The sequence below is a fragment of the Mitsuaria sp. WAJ17 genome, from assembly GCF_014174515.1.
Lineage (GTDB): Bacteria > Pseudomonadota > Gammaproteobacteria > Burkholderiales > Burkholderiaceae_C > Roseateles_B.
The window spans coordinates 1-17,090 of sequence record NZ_JACJUG010000004.1 but is presented as its reverse complement, the minus strand read 5'-3'; the positions used below and the strand labels follow the sequence as shown (position 1 = coordinate 17,090).

The 17,090-nt window shown below is 67.8% G+C and carries 13 protein-coding genes; 9 read left to right on the top strand and 4 right to left on the bottom strand.

What is annotated here, in order from left to right; all coding sequences use genetic code 11:
- Positions 1–85: 85 nt before the first annotated feature.
- Both H5407_RS04470 and H5407_RS04465 read left to right on the top strand, forming a co-directional pair.
- Positions 86–814, top strand: a complete 729-nt coding sequence (locus tag H5407_RS04470) for a FecR domain-containing protein (protein WP_183103237.1) — start codon at positions 86–88, stop codon at positions 812–814.
- 217 nt (positions 815–1,031) lie between these two features.
- On the top strand, positions 1,032–1,379 hold the full coding sequence (locus H5407_RS04465) for a DUF192 domain-containing protein (RefSeq protein WP_183103236.1): 348 nt from the start codon (positions 1,032–1,034) through the stop codon (positions 1,377–1,379).
- Between the two features lie 217 nt (positions 1,380–1,596).
- Here the strand turns inward: H5407_RS04465 and H5407_RS04460 are convergent, their stop codons facing one another.
- From H5407_RS04460 to H5407_RS04445, 4 genes are all read right to left on the bottom strand, one after another.
- Positions 1,597–3,645, bottom strand: coding sequence for a M3 family metallopeptidase (locus H5407_RS04460; RefSeq protein WP_183103235.1), 2,049 nt, complete (start codon positions 3,643–3,645; stop codon positions 1,597–1,599).
- Positions 3,646–3,724: 79 nt separating this feature from the next.
- A complete protein-coding gene (gene folD, locus H5407_RS04455; protein WP_183103234.1) occupies positions 3,725–4,585 on the bottom strand; it encodes a bifunctional methylenetetrahydrofolate dehydrogenase/methenyltetrahydrofolate cyclohydrolase FolD in 861 nt (286 codons plus the stop codon).
- Positions 4,586–4,655: 70 nt separating this feature from the next.
- Positions 4,656–5,285 carry a response regulator transcription factor gene (locus tag H5407_RS04450; protein ID WP_183103233.1) on the bottom strand — a complete coding sequence of 210 codons (630 nt, stop codon included), beginning with the start codon at positions 5,283–5,285 and terminating at the stop codon, positions 4,656–4,658.
- Entirely contained in the window at positions 5,282–7,834 is a 2,553-nt protein-coding gene (locus tag H5407_RS04445; protein WP_183103232.1) for a PAS domain S-box protein, read from the bottom strand. Before H5407_RS04445 ends, H5407_RS04450 begins: the two co-directional genes overlap by 4 nt.
- 235 nt (positions 7,835–8,069) lie before the next feature.
- Here H5407_RS04445 and aceE point away from each other — a divergent pair, with 235 nt between their 5' ends.
- The 7 genes from aceE to H5407_RS04410 form a co-directional block, all read left to right on the top strand.
- Entirely contained in the window at positions 8,070–10,781 is a 2,712-nt protein-coding gene (gene aceE / locus H5407_RS04440) for a pyruvate dehydrogenase (acetyl-transferring), homodimeric type (RefSeq protein ID WP_183103231.1), read from the top strand.
- Between the two features lie 41 nt (positions 10,782–10,822).
- Entirely contained in the window at positions 10,823–12,481 is a 1,659-nt protein-coding gene (aceF, locus tag H5407_RS04435) for a dihydrolipoyllysine-residue acetyltransferase (RefSeq protein ID WP_183103230.1), read from the top strand.
- A gap of 132 nt (positions 12,482–12,613) precedes the next feature.
- A complete protein-coding gene (gene lpdA, locus H5407_RS04430) occupies positions 12,614–14,410 on the top strand; it encodes a dihydrolipoyl dehydrogenase (RefSeq protein ID WP_183103229.1) in 1,797 nt (598 codons plus the stop codon).
- A gap of 137 nt (positions 14,411–14,547) precedes the next feature.
- Complete coding sequence (locus tag H5407_RS04425; RefSeq protein WP_183103228.1) at positions 14,548–15,309, top strand: ABC transporter substrate-binding protein; 762 nt, start codon at positions 14,548–14,550, stop codon at positions 15,307–15,309.
- A 213-nt stretch (positions 15,310–15,522) separates the two neighbouring features.
- The gene (locus H5407_RS04420) at positions 15,523–16,431 is read left to right on the top strand and encodes a hypothetical protein (RefSeq protein WP_183103227.1); all 909 of its coding nucleotides are present in this window, start codon (positions 15,523–15,525) and stop codon (positions 16,429–16,431) included.
- Positions 16,428–16,784 carry a hypothetical protein gene (locus H5407_RS04415; protein ID WP_183103226.1) on the top strand — a complete coding sequence of 119 codons (357 nt, stop codon included), beginning with the start codon at positions 16,428–16,430 and terminating at the stop codon, positions 16,782–16,784. The genes H5407_RS04420 and H5407_RS04415 overlap by 4 nt, the downstream gene beginning before the upstream one ends.
- Positions 16,785–16,789: 5 nt before the next feature.
- Positions 16,790–17,090: DnaJ domain-containing protein (locus tag H5407_RS04410; protein WP_183103225.1), on the top strand; the 301-nt coding region annotated here is incomplete at its 3' end.

Genomic DNA, 17,090 nt, shown 5'->3' with positions numbered 1-17,090 from the left:
GCGACATCGCCCCCCCCGCATCGGCGGTCTGCGCAGCGCGCGGCAGGAGGGCTAGACTCTGCGCAGTCCCCTGCAGGAGAAGTTCATGCGCCTCGTGCCTGTTTTCTTGTGGACACCCGGGCCCTCTCGCCCGACGGCCTGGGCCGTGCTGGCCATGGCGGTCTGGGCCGGCCCTAGCCTGGCCGCGGACCCGGCTGCAACGGCCTGCGAGGTGCGCTCGCTGAAAGGCAGCGCGCAGTGGCAGCAGGGCGCACGGCAGGGCGCCGTGCAGGCCGGCCTCGCGGTGCCGGCGGGCATGGAGCTGCGCACGGCCAAGGGCGCCCGCCTCAAGCTGCACTGCCCGGACGACTCCGTGCTCGTGATGGCCGAGCAAAGCCGTTTGCTGGTCGAGCACTTCGAGTCGGTGGCCGGCCAGCCGCGCATGGCCAGCTTCATGCTGAAGCTGGGCCTGCTGGGGCAGAAGGTGGCGCCGGTGGCCGGTGGCCACTGGCAGGTGCGCACGCCCAGCGCCGTCACCGCCGTGCGCGGCACGGAGTTCCTGGTGGAGGTGGACGGGCGCCAGGCCACCCAGGTGCATGTTCTCAGCGGCGAAGTGGCGGTGGAGTCCCGCGAGCCGCCCGACGGCAGCGCCGCAGCCAGCGAGCCCTTCAGCAGCAAGGGCGTGCAGGCACAGTGGCGGGGCGAGGCCGGGCCCGGCATCGTGCTGCAGCCCGGCCAGGGCGGCGTGCGCTGCCAGCAGGGCCACAGCTGCGCCCAGGGCCGCCGCGACGAGGCCGCGCTGCAGCGCCTGCAGCAGCGCCTGGCGCTGGACTGAGGCCCCGGTCCGCAGCGCCGCCACCGGCCCTCCACATTCCCTTACCTCTTTTCACCGCTGCTGACGGACAGCGCCGTGGGGCCACGCTATCGTCCGTCTCCCGCCGGCATGCCAGCGGGAGTGTGGCAGTCGGGGAGGGCTGCCTGAATGCAAGGCATTGCCGCACAAGGGATCGAGACAAAAGCCCCGGTGCGCAACGCAGCGAGGAGAGATTGGAATGGCCACGATTGCCCTGCATGTGGACGGGCAGGCGACGCCCTATCACGTGCACAAGACCCTGCCCTGGTGGCGGCGTCCCATTGGAGAACCCTTGCCCACTTACGGGCGCGCCAAGAGCTACGGTTTGTGGATCGCCCCCAGCCGGACGCTGTCCACCTGGTGGATGAACCAGGCGGTGGATGCCGTCTTCCTGAATGCCGACGGCACGGTGGCGCGCATCGTCACCGGCGTTCGGCCCTGGAGCACGGTGCGTTGCCAGGAAGCACGCTCCGTGCTGAAGCTGCGCGCCGGCATGGCCCGCCGCCTGGGCCTGGAGCCGGGGACGGCCCTGGACCTGGCGGCCTGAGGTCAACGCGCCAGGCGGCCTGTCTGTCCGGCTTCGTGCTCGGGCCCAGAGGCAGGCGCTACCGAGGGGCTCCGCGGGCCTGTCAGCTACCTTAGCAACTGACCACCCAGCGGCCCCACCAGCGGTTCTGCCAGAAGGCCCGCTGCCCACCACCGCCACCCACCGCTGCTCACGCCATCCATCCAGCCGCAGCGGCACGCCCTGCGGCTGGGCAGGCTCAGGCCGCCATGCCCTGGTGACGCAGCAGGGCGTCGATCTGCGGCTCGCGGCCGCGGAAGGCCTTGAAGTTGTCCATGGCGTCGCGCGAGCCACCCACTTCCAGGATGTTCTCCAGGTAGCGCCGGCCTACGGCCGGATTGAAAACGCCTTCTTCCTCGAAGGCGCTCCATGCGTCGGCCGAGAGCACCTCGGCCCATTTGTAGCTGTAATAACCCGCAGAGTAACCGCCCGCAAAAATGTGCGAGAAGCTGTGCTGGAAGCGGTTGAAGGCCGGCGGCGGATTGACAGAGATCTCCGCGCGCACGGCGTCCAGCACCTGCTGGATGTGCTGCTCGCTTCCGGGCTCGGCGTGCAGTCGCATGTCGAAGAGCGCGAACTCGATCTGGCGCAGCGTCTGCAGGCCGGCCTGGTAGTTCTTGGCGGCGACCATCTTGTCGTAGAGGCTGCGGGGCAGGGGCTCGCCGCTGTCCACATGCCGGGAGAGCTGCTGCAGCACCTCCCACTCCCAGCAGAAGTTCTCCATGAACTGGCTGGGCAGCTCTACCGCGTCCCATTCGACGCCGGAAATGCCAGAGACGCCGGCCTCCTCGACGCGGGTCAGCAGGTGGTGCAGGCCGTGGCCGAACTCGTGGAAGAGGGTGGTGACGTCGTCATGCGTCAGCAGCGCCGGCCGCTCTTGTCCGTTCACGCCCACCGGCGACGCGAAGTTGCACACCAGATGTGCCACTGGCAGCTGCAGCGAGCCCTCGGGGCGGCGCCAGCGGCCGCGGACCTCGTCCATCCAGGCGCCGGGGCGCTTGCCGGTGCGGGCGTAGAGGTCGAGGTAGACCTGTCCGATCAGCTGCCCCTGGCGCTCCAGGCGGTAGAAGCGCACGGACTCATGCCAGACCTCGGCCGTGTCGGCGATCAGGCGCACGCCGAAGACGCGCTCCAGGATGCTGAACAGGCCCTCCAGCACGCGCGGGAGGGTCAGGTATTGCTTCACCTCCTGGTCGCTGAAGGCATAACGGGCCATCTTCAGCTTCTCGGAGACATAGGCTTGGTCCCAGGCCTGCAGCTGCCCCTCGGGGAACTCTGCGGCCAACTGCTCGCGGGCGAAGGCGCGCAGGGCGTCCAGGTCGCGCTGGGCATGCGGGCGTGCCTTGGCGGCCAGCTCGCGCAGGAAGGTGATGACCTGGGCGGGGGACTCCGCCATCTTGGCCACCAGGGACACCTCGGCGTAGTTGGCATAGCCCAGCAGGGCGGCTTCCTCCTGATGCAGGGCCAGCATCTCCTGCATGAGGGCGCTGTTGTCCCACTCGGGCTTGTCGCCAAGCTCGCTGGCGCGGGTGACGTAGGCGCGGTAGACGCGCTCGCGCAGCGGCCGATGGCTGGCGTACTGCATCACCGGCAAGTAGCAGGGGAAGTGCAGGGTGATCTTGTGCAGGCCGGCTTTGCCGTCCGGCTCGGCGGCCTGAGCGGTCTGGGCCAGAACGTCCTCGGGCACGCCGGCCATCTCGGTGGGGCTGGCGTAGTGCACCCAGCCGTCGGTGGCATCCATCACATGCTCGCTGAAGGCCTGGCCCAGCTCGGCGGCGCGCTCCTGGATGGCAGCGAAGCGGGCCTTGGCTTCGCCCTGCAGGTCGGCGCCGGAGAGCACGAAGTCGCGGATCCAGTGCCGCAGGGCCTGCTGGCGGGCCGGGTTCAGCGACGCTCCCTGCGCCCGCTGGATGGCCTTGTACTTGGCGAAGAGCTTCTCGTCGGCGCCTAGGCTTGTGTAGAACTCGGTGACGGCCGGCAGCATGGCGTTGTAGGCCTCGCGTAGCTCGGGCGTGTTGGCCACCGCGTTCAGGTGGCTGACGGCGCCCCAGGCGACGGACAGCCGCTCCGTGGCCGTGCTGAGCACGCGCTCCAGGGTGTCGAAGTCCGCCGGCGTGGCGTCGGCTGTGGCCTCGGTCTGGGCGCGGCGGGCGCCCTCCAGCAGCTCGCTGATAGCCGGCTGGATGTGTTCCGGGCGGATGCTTGCGAAGGAGGGCAGGGGGGCGGTACTGAGCAGTGGGTTTTTCACGAAATCTCCCTGGGCGCTGAGGCCTCTTGCGTTGTCTCTGGTGCGCTGGCCGGTTGAGGCGGTCGATGCCGCTCTGGGTTCAGCGGGCCCCGGCGGCGCGCTCGGCTGACTCCATGGTGTTGACCAGCAGCATGGTGATGGTCATGGGGCCGACACCACCAGGCACCGGCGTGATCCAGCCTGCCACCTGGCGCACGCCGTCGAAGTCCACGTCGCCGCAGAGCTTGCCTTCATCGTTGCGGTTCATGCCCACGTCAATGACCACGGCGCCAGGCTTGACCATATCCGCAGTCAGCACATTGCGCTTGCCCACGGCGGCAACAACCACGTCGGCCTGGCGGGTCATCGCGGCCAGGTCGGCTGTGCCGCTGTGGCAGATGGTGACGGTGGCATTGGCCTGCAAAAGCATCAGGGCCATGGGCTTGCCCACGATGTTGGAGCGGCCGATCACCACGGCATGCTTGCCGCGCAGGTCCTTCATGCCGATGCTCTCCAGCATCTTCATGCAGCCATAGGGCGTGCAGGCCTTGAAGCCCGTCTCCCCGACCATCAGCGCGCCGGCCGAAGCCACGTGGAAGCCGTCCACGTCCTTCAGCGGCGAGATGGCCTCGATGACCTTGTGGTCGTCGATGTGGTCGGGCAGGGGCAGCTGGACCAGGATGCCGTGGATGGCAGGATCGCTGTTGAGCGCCTCGACACGGGCCAGCAACTCGGCCTCGCTCATGCTGGCCTCGTACTTCTCCAGCACCGAATGGAAGCCCACGTCCTCGCAGGACTTGACCTTGTTGCGCACATAGACCTGGCTGGCCGGGTTGTCGCCCACCAGGATCACTGCCAGGCCGGGCTTGATGCCCTTCGGGGCCAGGGCGGCGGCGCGTTGCGCCACCTCGGTGCGAAGTTGCTTGGAGAGGGCGACGCCGTCGATGAGGGTTGCGGTCATGGGGGAAAGGCTCCGGAGAATGCAAAAAGCCGCTGGAACTTCAGCGGCTTTTCTGGGATGGGGTGAAGCGTCAGGCCTTGGCCTGGGCCGAGGCGCCCAGGGCGATCTTGAGCAGATCGGCCACGGTGTTGGCGTTGAGCTTCTCCATGATGTTGGCGCGGTGCGCCTCCACGGTCTTGATGCTGATGCCCAGGTCGTCGGCGATCTGCTTGTTCAGGCGGCCGGCGACGATGCGCTCCAGCACCTGGGCTTCGCGGGTGGTCAGGCGCGACAGCAGGGCCTCGCGGCTGGCCGCTTCCTGGTGCTGCGAGAACTCCACGCGGGCCTGCTCCAGCATGCGCTCGACGAGGGCCAGCAACTCCTCTTCCTTGAAGGGCTTCTCGATGAAGTCCATCGCGCCCTTCTTCATGGTGTTCACGGCCATGGGAACGTCACCATGGCCGGTGATGAAGACGGCGGGCAGCGGGCTCTTGCGCTCCAGCAGCTTGTCCTGGAGGTCCAGGCCGCTCATGCCATCCATGCGCACGTCGGTGATCAGGCAGGCCACTTCGCGCGGGTCGTAACGGCTCAAGAAGGACTCGGCGGAATCGAAGCACTTCACGCGGTAGTCCTTGCCTTCCAGCAGCCATTGCAGGGAATCGCGCACCGCTTCATCGTCATCGACAACGTAGACGGTACCCTTCTTCGGAATCAGGCTCATGGTGTCTCTGCAGTGTTTTGGGCTGTGCCCGGCGCCTCGTGGCGCGGGATTTCGACGGGGATGGTGAAGGCGAACCTGCACCCCACGATCGCCGAGCCATTGTATAAGTTCTCGGCACGGATCCGGCCCTGGTGGGACTCCACGATGGACCGGCATAACCCTAGTCCGATGCCCATGCCATCGGCCTTGGTCGAGAAGAAGGCCTCGTACATGCGCTCGATGACTTCCTCGGGCAGCCCCGGGCCCATGTCGGTCACCGAGAACTCGATATTGGCCCCAAGCTCGGGCGTGTGCTTGGGCACCACGCGCAGCTCGATGTGGCGGCGCGAGACCGGCAGGCCCGCGTTGTCGATGGCCTCGGCGGCGTTCTTCAGCAGGTTCATCAGCACCTGCTCGATCAGGATGGGATCCACCAGCAGCGTGGGCAGGCGCTGGGCCACGTAGGTGTGGATGGCCACATTGCGCCGGCGCAGCTCAATGCCGGCGAGCTCCACCGCATCTTCGACGATGTCGTGCGCCTGGGAGGGCGCGCGCTGCGGCTCGCTGCGCTTCACGAAGTTGCGAATGCGGTGGATGATCTGCCCGGCCCGCTGCGCCTGCTTGGCCGTCTTCTCCAGCGCGGCCAGCAGGTCGTCCTTGCCGATCTGGTCGTTGCGCACGCGCGAGACCATGCCGTTGCAGTAGTTGGTGATGGCGGTGAGCGGCTGGTTCAGCTCATGGGCCACGCTGGAGGCCATCTCGCCCATGGTCATCAGGCGGCTGGTGACCTGGGCCTTCTCGGCCTGCTGGGCGGCCTGCTCCTCGGCGCGGCGGCGCGCGGTGATGTCGGTGGCGATCAGCATCTGGGCCAGGCGACCGTCGGTCCACTGCAGGTAGCGGGCGCGCACGTCGAACCACATCTCCAGGCTGTCGATGTAGACCTCGCGCGGGTCCGATCCCACCTCCATGAGGGGCTGGGCGGGCAGACCGGAGTAGTCATCGACCTCCTCGTCATGGTCGGGGTCCTCCTTGCCGCGGCCCAGCTTGCCGCCGGCCAGCATGGCATGGCCTTTCGGGTCGGCGCCGAACCACAGCCGGTAGCTGCGGTTGGCAAACAGCAGTTCGCCCTGCTGGACGGAGAGCACGGACACCGCGGCATCCAGGCCTTCAAGCACGGTGGTGAAGCGCTCGTGCGAGGCCGAGAGCTGGTCGCGCACGCGCTTGGCCTCGGTGATGTTGGTCATCGAGGTCATCCAGCCGGTCTGCTTGCCCTTGGGGTCGATCAGGGGCGAGACGTACATGCGGGCATCAAACGTGGTGCCGTCCTTGCGCATGACCTTGACCTCCGCGCCGCCGGCCGGGCTGCGGCCCTGGATCTCCTGTTGCAGCAGGCGGGCATTCTCTTCATAGCGGTCGGGGGGCCAGTAGGGGAAGGGCGGCTTGCGGCCGATCAGCTCGCCTTCCGAAAAGCCCGTCATCGCACAGAAGGCGGGGTTGACGTAGGAGATGCGCGATTCCATGTCCATGGCGCGCATGCCGGTGAGCATGGAGTTCTCCATGGCCCGGCGGAAGTTGGTCTCGTTGATCAGGGCGTTCTGGGCCTGCATGCGCCGGCGCATGTGCTTCCAGGTGCCCAGCAGCATCCAGACCGTCAGCACCGAGAGCGCCACCACCATCCAGAACAGGGTGTTGGAAATCAGGCCCACCGAGGTGCGGTAGCCCTGGCCGCGCAGCACCAGGCCGTTGAAGGCCGGCGCCAGGGGCACCTCATGGAAGATGGAGGGCTTCTTGAGCTTCTGCCCCGGCATGGGGGTGACGGTGCTGGCCACGACCATGTCGCGCGAGTCCAGCACGGCGATGGCGTGGCGCACGGCGACGTCCGAGGGCACGTAGTAGCGCAGCAGGCCTTCCACCGTGTACTCCGCGATGAGCACGCCAGAGAAGCCGGTGCGGTCGATCAGCGGCACCTGGACCTGGAAGACCATGGTGTTGTTGGCATCACTGAAGGCCTGGGAGTAGGCCGGCTGGCGCCGCTCCTTGACCAGCTGGAAGGCGTTCTCCGAGGCGCTGCCGGCCTGGCCTGCGGGCATGGAGGGGTCGCTGCCCTCCAGTGCCATGAGGCTGTCCGCCTGGTAGCCCGCCGCGCTGACGCTGGCCCGCCGCTCGCGACGGCTGCTGAGCCAGGTGACGTGGGTGATCTCGGGTCGGTCCCGGGCCCAGGTGCTGGCCTGGGTGTTGAACTCGTGGGTGTCGGTGGCGCGGGTGGCGATTTCCCGGGCGATGCGCACCAGCTGCTCCTGGTTCTCGATCAGGCGCAGCTGGATCTGCTTCTGGGCGATCTCGGTGTCCCGTTTGACGGCCTCCTGCTCGCGCTCTATTTCCTCGTTACGCAGGTACCAGAAGGCCAGGATGATGGCCGCCAGGAAGAGCAGCACCGAGATCAGCGGACCCAGGGTGGCGAAGCGGTCCTGTCGGGAAGGGGACTGGCGGCGCCACCAGGTGGTGGCCAGCAGGCGCAGGGGCTGGGACCAGCGGCGCAGCTGGGCCTTGAGATCTAAACGCGAAGACATGGGGTGGATTATCCCGCCCAGCCCAGCTCAAGGGCAGCGAGCAATCCCTCTGAATTTCATTATGTGAAACGCTATCGCACGATTTGGAAAAATTAACCAGGCTGTGCGACACTCCGGCCGGAACATTGGCGGGCTCCGGGATTGCTGCGTCTGTGACGGCAACCGCTGGGGCTTGAAGCCAGGCATCAACACTGCGAATCCACGTCGCGACACCAGAGAATTGCAAGGAGACAGCATGTCCGCGCAGCCCCAGTCCACCCCAGGCGCAGCCGCCCATGACACCGACGCCCTCGAGACCAAGGAATGGCTGGACGCGCTGTCCGCCGTCATTGGCGAGGAAGGCAGCGAGCGGGCCCACTTCCTGCTCAACACCCTGATCGATCATGCCCGCCAGGCCGGCATCGACGTGCCCTTCTCGGCCACCACGCCCTACGTCAACACCATCCCGGCTGACCAGGAGGCGCGCTGCCCCGGCAATATCGAGATCGAGAAGCGCCTGCGCGCCTACATGCGCTGGAACGCCATGGCCATGGTGGTGCGGGCCAACCGCCTGAACCCGGCCGACGGCGGGGACCTGGGCGGCCACATCGGTTCTTTCGCCTCCCTGGCCTCCATGCTGGGCGCCGGCTTCAACCACTTCTGGCACGCCGAAAGCGAGAAGCATGGCGGTGACCTGCTCTACATCCAGGGCCACAGCGCCCCCGGCATCTATGCCCGCGCCTTCCTGGAAGGCCGCTTGAGCGAGGCCCAGTTGGACAGCTTCCGCCAGGAAGTCGATGGCAAGGGCCTCTCCAGCTATCCCCACCCCAAGCTGATGCCGGACTTCTGGCAGTTCCCGACGGTCTCCATGGGCCTGGGCCCGCTGATGGCCATCTACCAGGCCCGTTTCCTGAAGTACCTGCACGCCCGCGGCATCGCTGACACGGCCAATCGCAAGGTCTGGGCCTTCATGGGCGACGGCGAGATGGACGAACCGGAAAGCCTGGGCGCCATCGGCCTGGCCGCGCGCGAGGGCCTGGACAACCTGGTCTTCGTGATCAACTGCAATCTGCAGCGCCTGGACGGCCCGGTGCGCGGCAATGGCAAGATCATCCAGGAGCTGGAAGGCGAGTTCCGCGGCAGCGGCTGGAACGTGATCAAGCTGGTCTGGGGCAAGGGCTGGGACGAGCTGCTGGCGCGCGACAAGAGCGGCAAGCTCAAGCAACTGATGATGGAGACGCTGGACGGCGACTACCAGGCCATGAAGGCCAATGACGGCGCCTACGTCCGCAAGCACTTCTTCGGCAAGTACCCCGAGACCGCCAAGCTCGTCGAGCACATGAGCGACGAGGAAATCTTCGAGCTGCGCCGCGGTGGCCACCAGCCCGAGAAGGTCTACGCCGCCTTCCACGCCGCCCACAACAACGGCACGGGCCAGCCCACGGTGCTGCTGGTCAAGACCGTCAAGGGCTATGGCATGGGCAAGGCTGGTGAGGGCAAGAACACCGTCCACCAGACCAAGAAGCTGACGGACGAGGACATCAAGTACATCCGCGACCGCTTCGGCATCCCCGTGCCCGACAGCGAGCTGCCCAAGCTGCCCTACTACAAGCCGGCCGATGACACGCCGGAAATGCGCTACCTGCACGAGCGCCGTCAGGCCCTGGGCGGCTACCTGCCCAAGCGGCGCGTGAAGGCCGACGAGAGCTTCGTGACGCCGTCGCTGGATACCTTCAAGGCCGTGCTGGAGCCCACCGCGGAAGGCCGCGAGATCTCGACGACCCAGGCCTACGTCCGCTTCCTGACCCAGCTGCTGCGCGACAAGGAACTGGGTCCGCGCGTGGTGCCCATCCTCGTTGACGAGGCCCGCACCTTCGGCATGGAAGGCCTGTTCCGCCAGATCGGCATCTACAACCCCAAGGGCCAGCTCTACACCCCGGTCGACAAGGACCAGGTGATGTACTACCGCGAGGACAAGGCCGGCCAGATCCTGCAGGAAGGCATCAACGAGGCCGGCGGCATGGCCTCGTGGATCGCGGCCGCCACGAGCTACTCGACGAACAACCGGGTGATGATCCCGTTCTACGTCTACTACTCGATGTTCGGCTTCCAGCGCATTGGCGACCTGGCCTGGGCGGCCGGCGACATGCAGGCTCGCGGCTTCCTGCTGGGCGGCACCTCGGGCCGGACCACGCTCAATGGCGAGGGCCTGCAGCACGAGGACGGCCACAGTCACATCCTGGCTGGCACCATCCCCAACTGCGTCTCCTACGACCCGACCTTCGCCCATGAGGTCGCCGTGATCATGCACAACGGCCTCAAGCGCATGGTGGAGAACCAGGAGAACGTGTTCTTCTACATCACCCTGCTCAACGAGAACTACGCCATGCCGGGCCTCAAGGCCGGCACCGAGGCGCAGATCCTCAAGGGCATGTACCTGCTGGATCCGGCCAAGGAGGGCAGCGCGCTGCAGGTCAACCTGCTGGGCTCGGGCACCATCCTGCGCGAGTCCATGGCCGCCAAGGCGCTGCTGGAGCAGGACTGGGGCGTTGGCGCGCATGTCTGGTCCTGCCCCAGCTTCAACGAGCTGGCCCGCGACGGCCAGGACGCCGAGCGCTGGAACCTGCTGCACCCGACTGAGGCGCCGCGCGCGGCCTACGTCACCCAGCAGCTGAGCAGCACCAGCGGCCCGGTGATCGCCTCGACCGACTACATGAAGAATTACGCTGAGCAGATCCGCGCCTATGTGCCGGCTGGTCGCTCCTACAAGGTGCTGGGCACCGACGGCTTCGGCCGCTCGGACTTCCGCACCAAGCTGCGTGAGCACTTCGAGATCAACCGCCACTACATCGTCGTGGCCGCGCTCAAGAGCCTGGCCGACGAGGGCAGGCTGCCCGTCGCCAAGGTGGCCGAGGCGATCGCGAAGTACGGCATCAAGGCCGACAAGATCAATCCCCTGTACGCCTGAGCCCGTCCGCGTAGCTCAACGAATTCAACGGAGACATCCGCATGGCAATGCTTGAAGTGAAGGTGCCCGACATCGGGGACTTCAAGGACGTGGCAGTGATCGAGCTGCTGGTGAAGGTGGGCGATACGATCCAGATCGACCAGAGCCTGGTGACCGTCGAGAGCGACAAGGCCTCGATGGAGATCCCCTCGACCCAGGCCGGCGTCGTGAAGGAAGTGAAGGTCGCGGTGGGCGACAAGGTCAACGAGGGCAGCCTGCTGCTGATCGTGGAGGGGGCGGGCGCCGGGACGGCTGCCGCCGCGGCGTCCGCACCGGCGCCGGTGGCTGCGCCTGCGCCTGCTGCCGCACCCGCCGCACCCGCCGCACCTGTTTCGGGCGGCGGCCTGGTCGATGTCGTGGTGCCGGACATCGGCGATTTCGACGAGGTCAGCGTGATCGAGGTCTTCGTCAAGGCCGGTGACACCATCCGCGTCGAGCAGAGCCTGATCACCGTCGAGAGTGACAAGGCCTCGATGGAGATCCCGTCCTCGCATGCCGGCGTGATCAAGGAACTGAAGGTCAAGCTGGGCGACAAGGTTGCCAAGGGCACGCTGCTGGCCGTGGTGCAGACCGCGGCTGGAGCGGTTGCAGTCGCTGCACCTGCGGCGAGCGCCCCTGCTGTCGCAGCACCCGCACCGGCCCAGGCCGCCGCAGCGCCGGCAGTCGCAAGCGCCTCGTTGCCCGCACTGCCCGCGCACGAGCCTACGGCCGCCAAGGGCCGCCTGCCGCATGCCTCGCCCACCATCCGCAAGCTGGCCCGCGAGCTGGGTGTGCCGCTGGATGAGGTCAAGGGCAGCGGCCCCAAGGGCCGCGTGCTGGAGTCCGATGTGCAGGGCTTCGTCAAGGCCGTGATGGCCGGCCAGATGCAGACCACGGCTCAGAAGGCCGCCGCGCCTGCGGGCGGTGCCGCCAGCGGTGGCGGCGCCTTCCCCGGCCTGCTGGCCTGGCCGCAGGTGGACTTCGCCAAGTTCGGCCCCGTCGAGCGCAAGGAGATGGGCCGCATCAAGAAGATCTCGGGCGCCAACCTGCACCGCAATTGGGTGGTGATCCCGCACGTCACCAACCACGACGATGCCGACATCACCGACCTCGAGGCCTTCCGCGTGCTCCTGAACAAGGAGAACGAGAAGAGCGGCGTCAAGGTCACCATGCTGGCCTTCATGATCAAGGCCGCCGTGGCGGCGCTCAAGAAATTCCCCGAGTTCAACGCCAGCCTGGATGGCGACACGCTCGTGATGAAGCAGTACTTCCACATCGGCTTCGCGGCGGACACGCCCAATGGCCTGGTGGTGCCTGTGATCAAGGATGCCGACAAGAAGGGCATCGTCCAGATCAGCCTGGAGATGGCCGAGCTGGCCAAGAAGGCCCGCGACGGCAAGCTGGGTCCGGCCGACATGAGCGGCGGCTGCTTCACCATCTCCTCGCTGGGCGGCATCGGCGGGCGCTACTTCACGCCCATCATCAATGCGCCCGAGGTGGCCATCATGGGCGTTTGCAAGAGCCAGATCGAGCCCAAGTGGGACGGCAAGGCCTTCCAGCCGCGCCTGATGCTGCCGCTGAGCCTGAGCTGGGATCACCGCGTGATCGATGGCGCCGCGGCGGCACGCTTCAACGTGTACTTCGCGTCCCTGCTCGCCGACTTCCGCCGCATCGCTCTTTAACCACCCCCTACGCGCTTCGCGCGCCCCCTCGAGGGGGCACGCGCGATGGCCCGGCGAAGCCGGATCCGCGCGCGTCGCTTGATCATCCTGGCCGTGCCATCATCGGCGCGCCTTGAGGACATGGAGACAGACATGGCATTGCTAGAAGTGAAGGTCCCGGACATCGGCGACTTCAAGGACGTGGCCATCATCGAGCTGCTGGTGAAGGCCGGCGACTCGGTGAAGGTGGACCAGAGCCTGCTCACCGTCGAGAGCGACAAGGCCTCGATGGAGATCCCATCGACGCACGCCGGCGTGGTCAAGGAACTCAAGGTCAGCCTGGGTGACAAGGTCAACCAGGGCACCGTGATCCTGACGCTGGACAGCGAGGCCGCCCCGGCCCCGGCGCCAGCGCCTGCTGCAGCACCGGCTCCGGCCCCTGTTGCCGCGGCACCTGCCGCGCCCCTGCCTGCGGGCAGCTACAGCGGCGCCGCCGACATCGAAGCCGACGTGCTCGTGCTGGGCGGTGGCCCCGGCGGCTATTCGGCCGCCTTCCGCGCCGCCGACCTCGGGCTCAAGGTCGTGCTCGTCGAGCGCTATGCCACGCTGGGCGGCGTCTGCCTCAACGTGGGCTGCATCCCCTCCAAGGCCCTGCTGCACGTGGCCGCCGTGATGGACGAAGTCAGCCACATGGCCGACCTGGGCGTGGACTTCGGCGCGCCCACCGTGAACATCGACAAGCTGCGCGGCCACAAGGAAAAGGTCATCGGCAAGCTGACCGGCGGCCTCGCGCAGATGGCCAAGATGCGCAAGGTGACGGTCGTGCGCGGCTACGGCAGCTTCATCGACCCCTACCACCTGAGCGTGGAAGAGACCACCGGCACGGCCCAGGACAAGACGGGCACGAGCAAGGTGGTGCGTTTCAAGAAGGCCATCATCGCCGCCGGCTCTGCCGCCGTGCGCCTGCCCTTCCTGCCGCAGGACGATCGCATCGTCGATTCCACCGGCGCGCTGCAGCTCCAGGGCACGCCCAAAAAGATGCTGATCATCGGCGGCGGCATCATCGGCCTGGAGATGGGCACCGTCTACTCGACCCTGGGCGCACGCCTCGATGTGGTCGAGATGATGGACGGCCTGATGCAGGGCGCGGACCGCGACCTGGTCAAGGTCTGGGAGAAGATGAACAAACCCCGCTTCGACAAGATCATGTTGAAGACCAAGACCGTCGGGGCCGAGGCCACGCCCGATGGCATCAAGGTGCAGTTTGAGGGCCTGGACGGCAGCAAGAGTGAGGGCGTCTACGATCTCGTGCTGCAGGCCGTGGGCCGCACGCCCAATGGCAAGAAGATCGCCGCCGACAAGGCCGGCGTTGCCGTGAACGACCGCGGCTTCGTCCCAGTTGACGTGCAGATGCGCACCAATGTGCCCAACATCTTCGCCATCGGCGACATCGTCGGCCAGCCCATGCTGGCCCACAAGGCGGTGCACGAGGCGCATGTGGCGGCCGAGGTCATCGCCGGCGAGCTGCTGGGCGACGCTGCGCTTGCGAAGAGCCAGTTCGACGCCCGTGTGATCCCCAGCGTGGCCTATACCGACCCGGAAGTGGCCTGGGTGGGCCTCACCGAGGAGCAGGCCAAGGCTCAAGGGCTGAAGGTCAAGAAGGGCTTGTTCCCCTGGGCTGCCTCGGGCCGTGCCATCGCCAATGGCCGCGACGAGGGCTTCACCAAGCTGCTCTTCGATGAGGAGACCCATCGCATCGTCGGCGGCGGCATCGTGGGCACGCATGCCGGCGACATGATCGGCGAGATCGCCCTGGCCATCGAGATGGGCGCCGACGCCGTTGACATCGGCAAGACCATCCACCCCCACCCCACGCTGGGCGAGAGCATCGGCATGGCCGCCGAGGTGGCGCATGGCAGTTGCACGGACGTGCCGCCCGCGCGCAAGTAAGCCGCGGCGCTGAAGGGACGTAGGCCCGGTCTGGCAACGGTCCGGGCCTATTGGTCCATGGCGTGCCCCGATTCATGGGACTGTCAAAACGCAGGACCGGGCGCACACTGGACGCTTCGATGCCTTTCCCGCGCGCCGTGAACCGCCTCCTTGCCTCGATCCCGATGCTGGTCGCCGGCCTGGGCATGTCCTCATCCGTCCTGGCCCAGACGCCGCGCGAGCTGCACTACTTCGACATCCCGCCCATGATGTACGCCGACGCCCAGGGCCGTGCGGCCGGGACCCTGGTGGAGCGGTTGCGCAAGGTCTGGCCCCCTGAGCTTCCCATGCCGCCCTTGCTGATGGCGCCGTTGAAGCGTTCTCTGCTGGACATCCTCCATGGCGCCGCGCCCATCTGCCTGGTCGGCGTGTTCAAGACACCGGAGCGGGAGGCCGCCGCCTGGTTCTCCAGCCCGATCTATCGCGAGTCGCCCTCGGTCTTCCTGAGCACCCGCGCGGCGGCGCCGCTCATGCGCCGCTTTCCCTCGGCTCAGGCCCTGGTGGAGGACAGCAGCCTGCGCCTGCTGCTGACCGATGGCGCTTCCTACGGGCCACAGCTCGACGCCTGGCTGCGCCAGCGCACGGGCGGCGTGCGCCGCGTCAGTGCACCGCCTGCACGCCAGGTGCACATGCTGGTGCGGGGCCATGCGGATTTCATGTTTACCGACCAGGACGAGGCCGAGCACCTGCTCAAGGACCTGGGGGCCGCGGGGCGCGCGCTGGAGGTGGTGGTGCTGCCGGGCATGGCGGAGTCGCCCACCCGGCACCTGATGTGCCAGCGCGACCTGGACCGGCGCTGGCTGGACGCGGTGGATGAGGGCCTGCGCCAGTTGGAGGTCGGCAGCGGGGCGGGCTCTTGAAGACCCGGGCGGCCAGCGCGCCTCCGTGTGGCCTCGTCGTGGAAAACCCCGAGCATGGAGGGGCCCACTTCGACAGAAAGTGCGCCGGCCGTCGCGAACGGCGCCCGCTCCTCGCTAAACTTGCCCCCGACCCGCCGCGCCGCTGTCGAGGGCCGGCCATCTTGGCGTGCGGGGACGACGAAGCCGTGCCGGACGGTGTCAATGGGGTAGGGAATGAAGGACAACAGGAATCTGTACGAGTTGCTGGGCGTGCGGCCGCAGGCCACCCAGACCGAGGTGCGCACGGGCTACCGCCTGGAGCTGGAGGCCCTGGAGGCGCAGCGTGCGACCCTCTCGGCCCAGGAGTTCAACGACCGCGTGCAGCTGCTGCGCGTGGCGTTTACCACGCTCAACGACCCGATCTCGCGCGCCGGCTACGACGCTGACCTGGACGCCGCCGCCAAGGCCGCCGCTGCCGTGCCGTACAGCGGAGCCCTGGCCACCACCGCTTCGGTTTCCGGCGCCCGCGCCGATGCCCTGGGCCTGCGGGCCGACGCCCTGGCCTTGCGGGCCGACGCCCTGATGGCGCGGGCCGACATCGCCCCGTCCGGCCTGCGTGGCGACGGTCTGTTCAGCGACTGGTCGCCGGCCCTGCGCCGCCTGGTGAGCTCCGCGGTGCTGCTGCTGGTGGTGCTGGGCGTGGTGGTGGGCGTCTCCCGCTGCGCGACCAAGAGCGCGCGCGATCAGATCGAGCTGCGCGAAGCCCAGGAGCGCCGCGCCGCGGAACAGGCCATGCTGCAGGACTACTACCAGACCTATGGCGTGAGGCCGGCCAACCGGGCCGAGATGGAGCTCATGGAGGCCGAGCGCCGCCGCAAGGAGAACGCCGAGCGCCAGGCCGCCACCGAGAACCGTCGCGTCGAGGAAGAACAGCGTCGCTGGGAGGAGGAATCCCGGCGCCGAGGCGAGGAGGCCTCCCGCAACGTGCAGGCCGCCATGGAGGCGGCCCGCGAAGAGCAGCAGCGCCTCAAGCTCGAGGCCGAGCAAGTTGCGCTGGAGATCTCCTTGACCAACAACGACGCGGACCGCAAGCGCCTGCAGCTGCGCCTGCGCCAATTGAAGGAACGGATGAGGGACGAATGAGGCTGCGCGTCCGCATGCTCGGGGGCCTGATGATGGCAGGCTTGGCCGGCACGTCTCTCACTGCTTGCCAGAAGAAGCTGGAGCCCTCGCAGTTCGTGGGTCGCTGGAAGTCCTCGCGCCTGAGCACGCCGCTGCTGATGCGTGACAACGGCGAATGGGAGATCCGCAGCCGCGAGGACGCCGTGCTCCAGTACGGCGTCTGGCGACTGGAGGGGCAGCGCCTGGTCTGGACCCTCCGCGATGCCCATGGCCGGGTGACGCACGATGCCAACGACATTCTTTCCGTGGAGCCCCGGCGCTTCGTCCTGGCCGAGCGAGATGGCGGCCGGACGAGCTTTGACAGGCTGGACTGAGCGCCGTGAACCACTACGACACCCTTGAAGTCAGCGCCCGGGCCAGCCCCGAGGTGCTGCGCGCGGCCTACCGCAGTCTGATTCAGCGCTTCCATCCGGATCGCCGCCCCGATGATCCGGAGGCCGCCGCGCGCGCGGCAGCCATCACCGAGGCCTACGACGTGCTCTCGGACCCCGTCCGGCGCGCGGCCTACGACGAATGGCTGCAGACTCAGCACGCCCAGCAGGCAACTTCTGCCCCCATGGCCGGCGGGCCCGCCGCTGCCGCTGCATCGAAGGCTCCGGCCGGCGCGGCACGTGCCCGCA

Coding starts and splice junctions, on each gene's coding strand:
- H5407_RS04470 (WP_183103237.1), top strand. CDS start 86: ATGCGCCTCGTGCCTGTTTTCTTGTGGACACCCGGGCCCTCTCGCCCG.
- H5407_RS04465 (WP_183103236.1), top strand. CDS start 1,032: ATGGCCACGATTGCCCTGCATGTGGACGGGCAGGCGACGCCCTATCAC.
- folD (WP_183103234.1), bottom strand. CDS start 4,585: ATGACCGCAACCCTCATCGACGGCGTCGCCCTCTCCAAGCAACTTCGC.
- H5407_RS04450 (WP_183103233.1), bottom strand. CDS start 5,285: ATGAGCCTGATTCCGAAGAAGGGTACCGTCTACGTTGTCGATGACGAT.
- H5407_RS04445 (WP_183103232.1), bottom strand. CDS start 7,834: ATGTCTTCGCGTTTAGATCTCAAGGCCCAGCTGCGCCGCTGGTCCCAG.
- aceE (WP_183103231.1), top strand. CDS start 8,070: ATGTCCGCGCAGCCCCAGTCCACCCCAGGCGCAGCCGCCCATGACACC.
- aceF (WP_183103230.1), top strand. CDS start 10,823: ATGGCAATGCTTGAAGTGAAGGTGCCCGACATCGGGGACTTCAAGGAC.
- lpdA (WP_183103229.1), top strand. CDS start 12,614: ATGGCATTGCTAGAAGTGAAGGTCCCGGACATCGGCGACTTCAAGGAC.
- H5407_RS04420 (WP_183103227.1), top strand. CDS start 15,523: ATGAAGGACAACAGGAATCTGTACGAGTTGCTGGGCGTGCGGCCGCAG.
- H5407_RS04415 (WP_183103226.1), top strand. CDS start 16,428: ATGAGGCTGCGCGTCCGCATGCTCGGGGGCCTGATGATGGCAGGCTTG.